The sequence below is a fragment of the Microbulbifer rhizosphaerae genome (assembly GCF_014191725.1).
Lineage (GTDB): Bacteria > Pseudomonadota > Gammaproteobacteria > Pseudomonadales > Cellvibrionaceae > Microbulbifer > Microbulbifer rhizosphaerae.
In genome coordinates, this window is the sequence record NZ_JACHWZ010000011.1 from 63893 (window position 1) to 77657 (window position 13765).

10 protein-coding genes are annotated in these 13765 nt (G+C 58.3%); 4 read left to right on the plus strand and 6 right to left on the minus strand.

Translation table 11 applies throughout. The features are described 5' to 3' along the window. Window positions 1-73: 73 nt before the first annotated feature. Both FHS09_RS12615 and FHS09_RS12620 read left to right on the plus strand, forming a co-directional pair. Complete coding sequence (locus FHS09_RS12615; protein ID WP_183460425.1) at window positions 74-2659, plus strand: glycoside hydrolase family 3 protein; 2586 nt, start codon at window positions 74-76, stop codon at window positions 2657-2659. A gap of 478 nt (window positions 2660-3137) precedes the next feature. Then, on the plus strand, window positions 3138-5261 hold the full coding sequence (locus tag FHS09_RS12620; protein ID WP_183460427.1) for a TonB-dependent receptor: 2124 nt from the start codon (window positions 3138-3140) through the stop codon (window positions 5259-5261). Between the two features lie 235 nt (window positions 5262-5496). On the opposite strand, the gene FHS09_RS12625 is transcribed toward FHS09_RS12620, so the two are convergent. Then, the gene (locus FHS09_RS12625) at window positions 5497-5970 is read right to left on the minus strand and encodes a putative molybdenum carrier protein (RefSeq protein ID WP_183460429.1); all 474 of its coding nucleotides are present in this window, start codon (window positions 5968-5970) and stop codon (window positions 5497-5499) included. Window positions 5971-6051: 81 nt separating this feature from the next. Then, window positions 6052-6717: a class I SAM-dependent methyltransferase gene (locus FHS09_RS12630; protein WP_183460431.1), complete on the minus strand. Its 666-nt coding sequence runs from the start codon at window positions 6715-6717 to the stop codon at window positions 6052-6054. A 200-nt stretch (window positions 6718-6917) separates the two neighbouring features. On the opposite strand from FHS09_RS12630, the gene FHS09_RS12635 reads away from it, so the two are divergent. Both FHS09_RS12635 and FHS09_RS12640 read left to right on the plus strand, forming a co-directional pair. After that, window positions 6918-7973, plus strand: a complete 1056-nt coding sequence (locus FHS09_RS12635) for an expansin EXLX1 family cellulose-binding protein (RefSeq protein ID WP_183460433.1) — start codon at window positions 6918-6920, stop codon at window positions 7971-7973. Between the two features lie 61 nt (window positions 7974-8034). Beyond that, window positions 8035-10221 carry a DUF6055 domain-containing protein gene (locus FHS09_RS12640; protein ID WP_183460435.1) on the plus strand — a complete coding sequence of 729 codons (2187 nt, stop codon included), beginning with the start codon at window positions 8035-8037 and terminating at the stop codon, window positions 10219-10221. 79 nt (window positions 10222-10300) lie between these two features. Here FHS09_RS12640 and FHS09_RS12645 read toward each other — a convergent pair whose 3' ends face one another. The 4 genes from FHS09_RS12645 to FHS09_RS12660 all read right to left on the minus strand — a co-directional run bounded on the left by FHS09_RS12645 (window position 10301) and on the right by FHS09_RS12660 (window position 13750). Continuing rightward, window positions 10301-10852, minus strand: coding sequence for an ester cyclase (locus FHS09_RS12645; RefSeq protein WP_183460437.1), 552 nt, complete (start codon window positions 10850-10852; stop codon window positions 10301-10303). A gap of 366 nt (window positions 10853-11218) precedes the next feature. Further along, the gene (locus tag FHS09_RS12650) at window positions 11219-11608 is read right to left on the minus strand and encodes a DUF6632 domain-containing protein (protein WP_183460439.1); all 390 of its coding nucleotides are present in this window, start codon (window positions 11606-11608) and stop codon (window positions 11219-11221) included. 115 nt (window positions 11609-11723) lie between these two features. Continuing rightward, window positions 11724-12263: a DUF305 domain-containing protein gene (locus FHS09_RS12655; protein WP_183460441.1), complete on the minus strand. Its 540-nt coding sequence runs from the start codon at window positions 12261-12263 to the stop codon at window positions 11724-11726. Window positions 12264-12442: 179 nt separating this feature from the next. Next, window positions 12443-13750, minus strand: coding sequence for a PQQ-dependent sugar dehydrogenase (locus FHS09_RS12660; RefSeq protein ID WP_183460443.1), 1308 nt, complete (start codon window positions 13748-13750; stop codon window positions 12443-12445). Window positions 13751-13765: the final 15 nt, after the last annotated feature.

The following is a 13765-nucleotide window of genomic DNA, read 5'->3' on the forward strand; positions in this document are numbered from 1 at the left end:
CCGCGCCTCCGACCGGACGGTATTCCTGCGGGACCTCCCGTACTTTCACTGAACCCTATTTCCCGGAGTGTCTATGTTCTACAAACAACAATGCGCGGCCTGTGCCCTGGCACTGAGCGCCCTGCTTACCGCCTGCGGCGAGCGTTCACCGGCGGATGCGGATGCCGGCGAACCGGCGGAACCCAGGAAAGAAACGGTCACCGCAACCACCGGGAGCGCCTGGCCCCAGCTTCAGCCGGCTCTGCCCGGGAACTCCGAGCTGGAGGAGAAAATCGCCGGTCTGCTGCAGCGCATGTCCCTGGAGGAAAAAGTGGGACAGCTGATCCAGGCGGAAATCAAGTACATTACCCCGGAAGAAGTGAAGGAATACCATATCGGCTCCGTCCTCAACGGCGGCGGCACCTACCCCAACAACGACAAGTTCGCCACCGCCCAGGACTGGCAGAAACTAGCGGATGCCTACTACGAAGCCTCCATGGATACCTCCGATGGCGGCGTGGCCATCCCCATCATCTGGGGCAGCGACGCGGTGCACGGCCATAACAACCTGGTGGGGGCCACCCTGTTTCCCCACAACATCGGCCTGGGCGCGAGCCGCGATCCCGAACTGATTCACCGCATTGGCCGCGCCACCGCGCGGGAGGTGGCGGCCACCGGCGTGGACTGGACCTTTGCCCCCACGGTGGCGGTGGTGCGCGACGATCGCTGGGGCCGCACCTATGAAAGCTACTCCGAAGCTCCGGACGTGGTGAGCGAATACGCCCGCAGCATGGTCGAGGGCATCCAGGGCAGTAAAGGCTCCAAGGAATTTCTCGACGGCCACCACCTGGTCTCCGCCACCAAGCACTTCCTCGGCGACGGCGGCACCACCCGCGGCATCGACCGCGGCGATACCCGGGTGAGCGAACAGGAACTGGCGGAAATCCATGCGGCCGGTTATATCAGCGCGCTACAGGCCGGCGTACAGACGGTGATGGCCTCCTTCAACAGCTGGAACGGCGACCGCCTCCACGGCCATCAATACCTGCTCACCGAGGTGCTGAAAAACCGCCTGGGCTTCGACGGCTTCGTGGTGGGGGACTGGAACGGCCACCGCTTCGTGGAGGGCTGCACCGTGGATAACTGTGCCGCGGCGATCAACGCCGGCCTGGATATGTTTATGGTGCCCTCGGACTGGAAGGCGCTCTACGTGAACACCCTGAAACAGGCGAAGAGCGGGGAGATTCCCCCGGCGCGGATCGACGATGCGGTATCGCGCATTCTGCGGGTCAAACTGCGCGCCGGCCTGTTTGAGCGCGACCGCCCGCTGGCGGGCCGTGCCGATATCCTCGGCAATCCCGAGCACCGCGCCCTGGCCCGGGAGGCCGTGCGCAAATCCCTGGTGCTGTTGAAGAACAACGACCAGCTGCTGCCCCTGGACCCGCGCCGGAACATCCTGGTGGCCGGCGACGGCGCGGACAGTATCGCCAAGCAGAGCGGCGGCTGGACCATCACCTGGCAGGGCACCGGCACCACCGCCGAGGACTTTCCCGGGGCCACCTCCATCTACCAGGGCATCCGCACCGCGGTGGAAACGGCCGGTGGCGAAGCGGCGCTGAGTGAAAACGGCGATTTCTCCGCGGACACCTTCGCCAACGGCAAAAAGCCCGACGTGGCGGTGGTGGTCTACGGCGAGGAACCCTACGCCGAGTGGCACGGCGACCTGGCCAGCATCGAGTACCAGTTGGGCAACAAGGAGGACCTGGAACTGCTGAAGAAGCTCAAGCGGCAGGGAATTCCCGTGGTAAGCATCTTCCTCTCCGGGCGGCCCCTGTGGGTCAACAAGGAAATGAACACGTCCGATGCCTTTGTCGCCGCCTGGCTGCCGGGCTCCGAGGGCGCCGGCGTTGCCGACGTGATTCTCACCGACGCCGAAGGCGAGGTGCAGCACGACTTCACTGGCCAGCTCACCTTCAGTTGGCCAAAGCTGGTCCACCAGACCACCCTCAACCCCGGCGACAAATCCTACGAACCGCTGTTCGCCTACGGCTACGGCCTCGACTACAACGACAAGGTCCAGATCGCCAGCGACCTGCCGGAGGACGGTGACACCTACGCCCAAGGGGCGCTGGAAGACGCCTGGCTGATGGTATCCCGCCCGCGGGAGCCCTGGGGACTGTTTATCGCCGACGGCGGCGAACCGGTACCAGTGGCGGGCAACCGCGCCAGCAGCGGGGACGGCAACATCACCGTGGCCTCCATCGATATGGAATCCCAGGAGGACGCGCGCCTGATCGACTGGAAAGGCCTCCGCCGTGGCAGCGTACAGCTGCGCGCACAGAAGCCCCAGGACCTGAGCCGCTACCTGGACGAAAACGCCGCACTGGCCCTGGATATCCGCGTGGACCGGCAGCCCGAAAAACCAGTGTACGCGCAGATCGCCTGCGCGGAGGGCTGCGCTGGCGAACTGTCGCTGCTGAAACCGCTGCAGTCGCTGCCCGCCGGGGACTGGTCCCACCTGACCATCGACCTGCAGTGCTTCGCCGAGAGCGGCGCGGACTTCTCGCGCATCTCCCACGGCCTGGCGCTAAGCAGCAAGGGGCCGCTGTCCCTGGCGGTGGCGAATATCAAGTATGTGCCGGGCGGGGCGGAATCCGCGCAAATCCGCTGTCAGGGCTGATGTTATGAAACCGGCCGCCGGGGGCAATCGTGCCTGCGGCCATTTCTTTTGTAGGATGGGCAAAGCGAAGTGTGCCCATCGAGGCCGCAGAAGATGGGCACGCTTCGCTTTGCCCATCCTACGAAAATCCTCCCAGACCCCAATGGCACTAAGTTAAGCCATAAGTTCGATGCGAAGGGCCTGATGCCGGGGGTTCTTTGCGGGACTGTCTGCGAGAGGGACCTCGCAGACAAGCCTACAAGGACGTATTTACGGGGGGCGCCTAGCCCGTGACCCGTAAAGAACCCCCGGCAGCAGGCCCGCCCCTAAGCTTTAACTTAGTGCCATTCCTCCCAGCCCCCTCTTCCCGCTGGCGCAAAGCAACCGGCAAACACAACACTTACAAAAGCTAACGCAAATCGTTATCATTAGCTTCTTTATTGGAGGCTCCTCCATAGAACTCAACGACTTCCTAATCACAATCAATCGGAAAATATCGATGGAAATGCGCTTACTGGCCCTCGCCCTGGCGGCGGCCACCTGCACCACCACGTCTTACGCAGAAGAAACCAACCGGGATATCGAGCAGGTCATCGTCACCGGCAGCCGCTTTGTGGAAAGCATTGACGAGGTCCCGGTCTCGGTCACCGTCGTCGACCGGGACACCATTCAACAGCAGTTGCAGGTCAGCTCCGAGTTGCAGAACCTGCTGGCCATCCATGTCCCGGGCCTGGCTGCCGCCAACGGCAGCACCAGTAATTTCGGCACCACCCTGCGCGGCCGCTCGCCGCTGGTGATGATCGACGGCGTGCCCCAGTCCACCCCGCTCCGCAACGGCGCTCTGGGAATGCGCACCCTGGACCCGGACGTTATCGAGCGCATCGAGGTGATCAAGGGGGCCACCTCCATCTACGGCAACGGCGCCGCCGGCGGGATCATCAACTACATCACCAAAAGCGCCGCGGACAGCGAATTCGCCGCCCAGGCCTCGGTCTCCAGCCGCTTCAGCGCAGCCAAGTTCGAGGACAGCGCCGGCCTGCGCACCCAGGGCTCGGTGAGCGGCACCCGCGACAAATTCAGCTTCGTGGTCAGCGCCTCTCGCGACGAGCGCGGCGTGGAGCGGGACGCGGAAGGGGACGTCATGGGGACCATCTACGGTCTCTCCGAGAGCGTGACCGAGAACTACTTCACCAAGCTGGGCTACCGGCTGGATGATGAGAAATCCCTGCAGCTCACCTACAACTATTACGAAGGCCGGCAGAACGCCGACTTAGTGGATGTGCTGGGTTCCGTCAACGAGGGCACCAAGACCTATGCCCTGCCCCTCTCCGACGGCGACACCAAACTGGGCGATGCCCAGGGCCCCAGGGGCAACCACAACCTGGCGATCAAATATGTGGACGACCACCTGACCGACAACACCCAGATGACCATCGACGCCTACGGACAGAAGATCGAGAATGTATTCTTTTTCTCCACCGCCCTGTCCAACCCGGAAGAGGGTTATGACGGCGGCCAGTCGATGATCAAATCCGGGAAAAAAGGCCTGCGTTTCAATTTCAACACCCAGCTCAGCTGGGAATGGGTGGACGGCACCCTGACCTACGGCCTGGACGCCCTGAACGACGTCACCTCCCAGCCGCTGCTCGATGGCCGCATCTGGGTTCCGGAAATGGACATGGACAGCCTGGCCGGCTACCTGCAAACCAAGTGGATTCTGGACAACGACTGGATCTTCAAGGCCGGCGTGCGCCGCGAAAACATCGATCTGGTGGTGGACGATTACCGCACCCTGAAATTGTGCGCGAACGCGGACACCTGCTCCGTGCCCATGGATGTGAAGGGAGACACCCTCAGTTACGAAGCCACCACCTACAACCTGGCGTTGCGCTACCACATCAACGACCACTTCAGCCCCTTCGCCAACTACTCCCAGGGCGCGGACATCTCCGACCTCGGCGGCCTGCTGCGCTCCGCCACAGTCAACGATATCGCGCTGATCCAGACCGAAGCCTCCATCATCGACAACTACGAAATCGGCTTCGACACCCATTTTGACAATTTCGATTTCAGCATCGCCGCCTACAAGAGCACCTCGGAACTGGGCACCGCCAGCTTCTACAACCCCAAAACCGGCGTGTACGAACCGGTCCGCGCGCCCCATAAAATGTGGGGCTACGAGTTCGCGCTCAAGTACCGCATTTCCGAGAGCCTCAACGTCGGCGCCAACTACAGTTGGGTGGAAGGCAAGAACGAGAAGACTGACGAATACCTGGATGCGCGGATCATCTCCCCACCCAAGTTCGTCGCCCACCTGGACTGGCGCCCGGTGGACAACGCCAACCTGGCCCTGACCTATTATCGCGTTGGAGAAAGGAAGCGCTTCGAGCCCGACGAAAACGGCAATTGGGGCGGCTCCTTCGCCCCGGTCAGCGCCTATGACGTGGTCAATCTCAGCGCCAATTACCGCCGGGACAACTGGAACTTCTTCGCCGGTGTGGAAAACCTCCTCAATGAGGAATACTTCTCCGCCCGCGCCCAGGCGTTCACCTATAGCGGCGGCGCCTACCACACCATGGGCCTGGGAACCACGATCAATACGGGCGTGAACTACAGCTTCTAACGAAGACAGATTTCCTCATTGTAGGAGCGGCGACCGCCAGGGATGGCGGAGTGCCGCCGCCAACACGGGCGTCCATATGATAAACCTGGGCAGTGAATTCATTTGGCCGAAGCCATTTGATTGCCTTGACGCCAAACGGGATTGTAGGGTGCGCCGTGCGCACCGTAAGAAACGGACGCCTGCATCAGCTGGAATGGTGCGCACGGCGCACCCTACGGCAGCGGAACTGCCATTTTTAGGGGTGCTCTTTTGATCGCTTTATGACCAAGCCCATCGCCTGCTTCACATACCCGTATATTTCAGGGCACCCACTCTGCCTCGGACCCGCAACATTCAGGACATTGATACCAGACGCCGTAATAAAGTCCACTAAAAGAGTGGCCGCAACTTTCGGGCTGACAAGTTCAATATCAATCAATTTATGCGGCTTCCCCAACCTGATACAGAGCAGCACTGTCAACTCTGTGCCGCCTTTAAGGTACGATTTATAAAAGACCGCTGTACCATCGGATTCCTCGACATTCTTCCTGGTACGCTGACGGTAACCGCCACTGATTTCCACCAGGGGATATACGTCCCCTATCGGCCCGTCTTCAGCCATCCTTCCGGCCGGGCAGGCTCCACCAATCGGGAACCCCGTCTCAAGGCCCGCATCCAATGCAGCTCTATCGGCGCCCGTTTGTCCTCCGCTTATGATTTTTGAAAGCATTCTGAAATCCAGTCAATGTACCGTTTGTGTTAATCGTCCGAGGATGTGTGTCGCTTCCCCAAGGCTGACGTTGAACCTGTTTTAAGGTTGCCCATGAGCACCCCCGGTGACCTCCCCAATCACCAGCAGAAACGCACCGGTTGTCAAAGTGGATGGAGAAATGCGTTCGATAAAACGCGCAATCGGCCCTCCAGTTGGAATTTGTATGGCGGTCCGGAATCGTAATCGCTCCACCGGAAGATCTCTGAAAAGTCGGCGCACCTCGTTTACAGTGTTCCAATGAGCGCCTTGGTATCCTCCCGTACCGCCGCCGCAACCTTTCCGCAACCAAAGTATGCTATGCCGATTAAGCAAGCCTATAGCAAATCGCCGACGGGCAACGCGGAGAATTTCACGAACCGCGGCAAGCTGCTCCTCAATAAAACAGAGAGCTGTAATGGAAATGACCAGGTCGAAGCTCGCAGTGGCGTACGGAAGTGAACGCGCATCGGCGATGTCAAAGGTTGCGCGGCCATCGCTATGAAGGCGCGCATACTCTAGCCATTCTTGGTTGATATCAACGCCAACAACCTCGCCATCCATCGAAGCGGAAAGATTACGGGTGAAGAACCCCGTCCCACACCCGACATCGAGCAACGATTCCCCCGAGCTTGGTTGTAGGCCCTCAAGAATCAGCGCGGTCTCCCGTTCCCCGATCCATCGGCCTCGTGGTGTCTCGTACCAGGATTCATAAGACTGTGCGTCCATTGCTGATGCCGTTTTATTTCCAATTGATGACTGCCATTAACTTTGTTCGCCAACCCTGCGCTTGAAACTTCATAAGGTCTACCTCTCCGTGTGAAGCATTTGGCAAAAATGAGATTTCAAACTATCCAAGACGGCCAGTCACTATAGACTGGCCGCCTGTTTCTTTCGTCATACAAACCACATTTTAAAGGGGCACCTCCATGAGGATTGTGAAGGAAGTTAATCCATTCCTGGCTTTGTGCATTCTGACACTTGGCACCTCTGCTCAGGCCGACAGCTCAACACACAATGGAGAGGGCACTTTTTACGGATACGGTGGTGGCGGCAACTGCAGTTTCGAGACAGTGCCGGACAACATCCTGACCGCGGCCATGAACGCAACTGATTACGCCGGTTCAGCCACCTGCGGCGGGGTTATCGTAGTTACCAGTATCGACACGGGTCTCAGTGTAACAGTTCGCATCGATGATCAATGCCCGGAATGTGCAGAAGGCGATGTCGACCTGGATCAGGAGGCGTTTGCCCAAATTGATGACACAACAAAAGGCCGGATCCCGATCAGCTGGACCTATATTGCCAATCCGGTGGCGGGCAATATGAAACTTTATTTCAAAGAGGGGTCCAGCCAGTGGTGGACCGCAGTCCAGGTCAGAGACCATCTATACCCGATATCCGCACTGGAGTATCGCATCACCGGTTCCAGCGATACTTATACCCAGCTTCCCCGGGAGCCCTATAACTACTTCGTTGCTACCAGTGGTTTTGGTGTTGGCCCCTACGACTTTCGTATCACTGACTTTTGGGGCCAGACAGTGGAAGTCGGCGGTATCTCGCTGGTGCTGAACACAGAAATTGATACCGGCACTCAGTTCTCTGAAGTGTCTGGCGGAGGCAGCAGCAGCTCCTCCAGCAGCAGTTCCTCCAGCAGCAGTTCCTCGAGTAGTAGCTCCTCGAGCAGTAGTTCTTCCAGCAGCAGCTCCTCCAGTGGCGGTACGACTGGAGATGCCCAAACCTCCATTCGCACCGACAGCTCCTGGGATACCGGTTATTGCGCGACCGTAACGGTTACCAACCCGAACAGCACGGCACTGAGCTGGACAGTGGAACTCGATATCGGCGCAACCATAACGTCGGCTTGGAATGTCGAGTGGTCGCAAGCCGGGACTCTTCTCAGGGCATCGGGGGTTTCCTGGAATGCAACATTGGATGCTGGCGCATCGACTGAGTTTGGGTTCTGCGGGAGCTACGAGCTATGAACCTCGTAATCTGTTTGGTCGCCGGATTATCAAATCAATAATAAATTCTAGGGAGAGGTTTATGTATAAAGCGAAACTGGCAATTGTGTTGGCCTGCATGTTGCTGGTCAGCCAGGCCTTCGGTTCGTACAGTTGTACGGTGTCGCCGACAAACGTCTGGGACAGCGATTATCAACTGGATATTACGGTGACCAACAACGGTCCCGATTCCATCAGCGATTGGATGGTTCAGGTCGATTTCAGTGAACCGGCCAATGTGACCACCAGCTGGAACGTGACGATGACCGGTGGCGACACCACCTCGCCGTCGTTCACCAACTGCTGCGGCTGGAACGGCAACCTGGCGCCGGGCCAGAGCACCACATTCGGGTTCCAGGGTACGCACGACGGCAGCTTTGAGACGCCGACCTGTTCCGGCAACGGCACTTCCTCCAGCAGCTCAAGCACTTCGAGTTCTTCGTCGAGCTCCAGCAGCTCAGGCTCCACTTCGGGCGGCACCAATATCGCGCCTCTGGCCACCGCCAGCACCTCCTATGTCTCCTCCTGGGAGACGCTGAGCGCGGTCAACGACAATAGCAGCCCGACAAACTCCAACGACAAGTCCAGCGGCGCCTACGGCAATTGGAACAACCCGAATTCCATTCAGTGGGTGCAATATGACTGGCCGCAGAACTACACGCTGACTTCCTCGCAGGTGTACTGGTTCGACGACAACGGCGGCGTCCTCGTGCCCACCACCGCCTACATGGAATACTGGAACGGCAGCTCCTGGATGACCATTGGCGACGTGCCCCTGGCCGAAGACGCGTTCAATACGATTTTTATCGACAACGTTACCACCAACCGCCTGCGGGTATCGATGCTCAACACCAGCCAGTCGACGGGCATTCTTGAATGGCGGGTGTCCGGTACGCCGGCGGGAACAAGCTCTTCTTCCAGCAGCTCGTCGTCGAGCAGCAGCTCCTCCAGCTCCTCCGGCAGCGTCTACACCCCGGTCACCACGGAGTACGTGTATCGCGGCATCACGACCGACAATGCATTGTTCGAGGACTCGGAGCATTTCCGCGTCTACTACGGCACCGACGGTCGCGACGCCGGAGGCATAGTGGGGCACAACAGCCAGGCACAAGTGATACAGGTACTGGACTTCCTGGAAGCCGCCTACGACTACTGGATGGTGGAACGCGGTTTCCGCTCACCCGGCCGGCCGGTGAATGGCCGTCCGGGCGGCCCCTTCAAGATAAACGTCTATTCGACGGTGGACCTCGACGCTGCCGGCGTCATGGGCTATGACTTCAACGCCGGGCTGCCTTATCTGGTCGTCCATACCAACTCAATAGACAGCCCCAACGTCTATGTCCATGAGTTCGGCCACTGCATCACGCTGTCCGAGTATAACTGGGTGGACAAGGGCAACACGGGCGCCTGGTGGGAAACCACAGCGCAATGGCATACCGACGACTTCGTGGCGTTCGCGCCGCAGTATGGCCCGGTCGCCCAACGCTACGGCCAGCCGACGACGAGCACGATCATCAATCTCGACACCGTGATCGGCCGCTCGTACCTGACGCTCGTGCACGCGGATAATCGTTACGAAGCCTGGCCCTTCCTCACTTACCTCAACAGCAATCCGGACGGCTACCCGGGTTTCGGTCAGAACGCTGTGGGCGCCATGTATCGCTCCCACCAGGGCAACGAAACGCCGCTGCATACGGCCGCGCGCATGACATCGACACCATGGCAGCAGGTGGTGGCCTCCTACTGGGCCCGCATGGCCTATCTGGACATCGGCCATCCGCTGGCACAGCAGCGCCTGATGAACGTCATCAACAACAGCGCTTTTCGGCAGCGGGCCTACCGGAACCTGACCTCCACCGGAAACTCGTTCTACAGGGTCATCGGGTCGCGGCAGCCCATGTACGGCGGCAGCAATATTATCCCATTGACAGTCACCGGCGACGGCAACGTCAGTTTCGCGATTACCAATCTCGGCAACGGTCTTCCGGAGAGCAATTTCACGGCGATGGTCGCAATACGCTCAACCTCCGGCAACGTGCGTTACGAAGAACTGTCGTCTGGAAATGGTTCCGTGTTCGTCAACGGCAACGAGGAAGCCACCCTGGTGGTTGCCAATACACCGGACACTTTGTATACCTATGATGCCTTTGCAAGTGAAGGCGATGATCCGGAAATCAGGGGACTGGACTACCAGGTACAGATTACCGGCGCACAGCCGCGGGACTTATAAGTAGTTTTTCAACGGCATAAAACAAAAGCCTGGAGAAAGCTCTTCTCCGGGCTTTTTATGGAAGCCCAGTGTATCTTCTTTACCCGATTGCCCGCTTGATTAGGCTGTTGGATGGTTCACATGAAGGATCGAACACTTTGCGGGAGGCCTCGATCCCCCTCACCGGCAGTTGCTCCGCATCGATCAAGCCGACCTGCTCAAGTACAGAAGCTTGGTCCCAGTAGATACGCTCACCCGCGATCTTTCCGCCCTCGAACTGCACAACGACGATAATGGCAATTTCGACGCGTTTGCCCGTCGGCTGGACGCCGGGGAGAATCCACGGCATTTCAATAGTATGCGTAAACTTGTGAATCAGCTCATCCACGATCCGGTCGTCTCCGACTGTGCGAGCGACCGGTACGGATTCGGTATCCGGTGGATTATCCGGGATAAAATAAGTGCTGTAGAAGTGACGCACCTCACTTGAGCCGACACCGCCCGTCATTACAGGGACATTATTGACGAAGGGATTCGGCGTCATCGTCGTCATGGTGGCGTCGATATTTTTCTGCTCGAACTCGGCGGCCGTGTGCCGATCCCACATCTCGACCATTGCCTGCTGTTTCCGGGATAGGTCATTACTATCCATAGTTTTCCGCCCTCCTTCGGTTATTAGCGACATGGCAGCCGACTATCCGCCAGGACCAAACCTAATTCGCGCCATGGTTTTTCACCAGTCGCACCGGTCTCCTTTCTGCTGCTTCAAGAGCGACTTCTGTATTGTAGTCCCAAAAACCAGTATCTCCCGGCTCATAATTCAACTGGGACAATCCTGACAGAAGTCACTTAAAACCAGGAAACATCAAAGCCTATGGGAACACAGAGAGAGCGTCTGGAGGCGCCAACCGGAGAGAGAAGGCGGTGGAATTTGCAAGTGATATACGAGTATTGTGAGACTCTACGGCTCGTCGTCAAGCTGTTATCAGGCTAAAAATTGGACATCTTTAACGCCTCTTTATGTAATTTTTGAGCCTTGGCGTGGAGTAAGAACTGCCAACACCACAGCTACCACTATTAACGCAGGAACATCACCCAACAGGTGTCCAATATGCTGTGGATCAACGAGAGCCTGCACGGCCATGATCCCTCCATGCACGATACTCGACCAGACAGTGAACCAAATAAGGCTTAAGTGTGCCATTGGATTACGCGAAGCAATGATCAGGAATACGCCAAGCGTCGCATAGATCCCGAGAATCATTTGGAGGTACTCCGATCGGCCTCCTGTATGCCAAGACCAACCGGAAGGCCATAGGATAGTGAGAGGCCATATACCGAAAATAAAGACAAGCCCTACGACTATAAGAGCGACGCGTAAGAATTTTATGCGATTGGCTTCATCCATGTTTTTCTCCTTCATATCCCCCTTATAGACTGTAAGATTGATATCCCGGTATCGATCTGGATTGGGCCATCCCAGGTGGCGCCAAGCTGCAATGTTGATGCTATTTCTTCATCTATTATTCGGGCGTGCCGGAGAACTCCGGAACCGGTCTCGCGTCCGCCTCTGCCTGGCTGCCAGCCACTCCATTGGCCCTGATATCGGCGATCAGCCACTCCATCTCCTTAATTTCCCTGCGCTGTGCCTTGATGATCTTATCTGCAAGTTCCCGGACTCGAGGGTCCTCGATCCGCGCGCGCTCACTGGTCAGGATAGCGATCGAGTGATGTGGAATCATGCCTTCCATATAGTCCACTCCGCTAACCGTTGTCTGGCTACGCACCAGCCACACAGCGGACAGGAACAGCAGTCCGGCACCAAGAAAAATCGTCATATTGACTTTACTGCTCTTATACATACCCAGCATGAACGCCAGCATTATCGCAATCATTGCGGAACCCATAATGAACGTCATAAACAGTCGCGTTTCACTGAACCACGCATGGTCGAAAATCTGGTAGGAATTCAAATACATCAAGACAAACATCGCGACCATCGCAGTCCCGATCATCGCAAAAAACTTCGTGTAACTCCCGTGTGTACCTTGGTTATTTCCCATGATATTGATCTCCAAAGTTCGATAAGGAAGCAGAAAAGCTTCAAGGGATGCGCTTGCCCTTACAGGTTAATTCTTTCTGACCTGACTGATCCCTCCGCATACCAGGCGCGTTGATTCCGTCGCGCTGGATAACGGCAAGACGACCGACGCGGACTACCACAGGGCGTACTTCAACGCTATCAACGCGCACGACTCACCCGCCAGATGACATTGCCCACATCGTCCGCCACCAGCAATCCGCCCCTCTGGTCAATCGCCACTCCCACCGGCCTGCCGAATGCCTCGCCATCCGCGCTGATAAATCCGCTCAGCACATCCACCGGCTCACCGGTAGGCATACCGTCGTCAAAGGGCACGAATATCACCTTGTAGCCGCTGCGGGGTTTGCGATTCCAGGAGCCATGCTGGCCGATGAACATGCCGTTGCGGAAACGTCCGGGCAGTGAATTGCCTTCAGCTGCGGCCAAGCCCAGCGAAGCGGTATGCGGTCCCAGGGCGTAATCGGGGACAATGGCACTGGCAACCAAGTCAGGGCGTTGTGGCTCGACCCGCTTATCCAGATGTTGACCGAAGTAACTGTATGGCCAGCCGTAGAAGCCGCCATCCCGCACGGAGGTCATGTAATCCGGCACCAGGTCGCTACCGAGAGCATCGCGCTCGTTGACCGCCACCCAGAGTTCACCACTGTCCGGTTGCCAGGCCAGGCCGACGGGATTGCGCAGCCCCGAGGCAAAGATTCGATAACCGCCGGTTCGGGGGTCGACCTCCCAGATGGCGGCGCGCCCCCATTCCTTTTCCAGGCCATACTCGCCTACGTTGCTGTCCGATCCCACTCCCACAAAGAGCCTGCTACCGTCAGGGCTGGCGATCAGGCTTTTGGTCCAGTGCTGATTGATGGGCCCGGCGGGCAACCCGATAATCACTTCCCCCGGTGCGGTGATTCGGGTCTGGCCCACCTCGTAAGGGAAACGCAGCAGCGCATCGGTATTGGCCACGTAGAAATCGTTACCGACCAGCACCATGCCGAAGGGTGAATGCAATCCCTCGAGAAACACCGAACGCCGATCCGCCACGCCATCGCCGTCGGTATCACGCAGCAGGGTAATGCGATTGGCACTCTCGCCACCCGAACCGGCCTTTTTCATCAACAGGCCGGCAATCCACGCCCTCAGCCCTCCCCCTTTCTTGGGAGGTCTGTTGGTTTCTGCGACCAGTACATCCCCGTTGGGTAGCACATAAAGCCAGCGAGGGTGATCGAGTCCCCAGGCGAACGCCACCACCGCGGTACCGGTGGCCGAGTATGGTTTGGCCCCTCCGGGCCAGCCCTTGGCCGGCGCGATATTCACCGTCGGAATCAAGGATTCCCTGGGCGGTGGCAATACCGGGTTCGGACCGGTTCCTGCGGAGACCGGCAGGCGGGCCATTTCACTACAAGCGGCCAGTGTCAGCGCGAAGCAGATGAAAGCAACCAGGCGGTGCAGATACATAACGATATCCTTTTC

Bases quoted from the DNA above. Each gene is read 5' to 3' on its own strand.
- FHS09_RS12645 (WP_183460437.1), bottom strand. From the start codon at position 10,852: ATGGATAGTAATGACCTATCCCGGAAACAGCAGGCAATGGTCGAGATG.
- FHS09_RS12630 (WP_183460431.1), bottom strand. From the start codon at position 6,717: ATGGACGCACAGTCTTATGAATCCTGGTACGAGACACCACGAGGCCGA.
- FHS09_RS12635 (WP_183460433.1), top strand. From the start codon at position 6,918: ATGAGGATTGTGAAGGAAGTTAATCCATTCCTGGCTTTGTGCATTCTG.
- FHS09_RS12625 (WP_183460429.1), bottom strand. From the start codon at position 5,970: ATGCTTTCAAAAATCATAAGCGGAGGACAAACGGGCGCCGATAGAGCT.
- FHS09_RS12660 (WP_183460443.1), bottom strand. From the start codon at position 13,750: ATGTATCTGCACCGCCTGGTTGCTTTCATCTGCTTCGCGCTGACACTG.
- FHS09_RS12650 (WP_183460439.1), bottom strand. From the start codon at position 11,608: ATGGATGAAGCCAATCGCATAAAATTCTTACGCGTCGCTCTTATAGTC.
- FHS09_RS12640 (WP_183460435.1), top strand. From the start codon at position 8,035: ATGTATAAAGCGAAACTGGCAATTGTGTTGGCCTGCATGTTGCTGGTC.
- FHS09_RS12615 (WP_183460425.1), top strand. From the start codon at position 74: ATGTTCTACAAACAACAATGCGCGGCCTGTGCCCTGGCACTGAGCGCC.
- FHS09_RS12655 (WP_183460441.1), bottom strand. From the start codon at position 12,263: ATGGGAAATAACCAAGGTACACACGGGAGTTACACGAAGTTTTTTGCG.
- FHS09_RS12620 (WP_183460427.1), top strand. From the start codon at position 3,138: ATGGAAATGCGCTTACTGGCCCTCGCCCTGGCGGCGGCCACCTGCACC.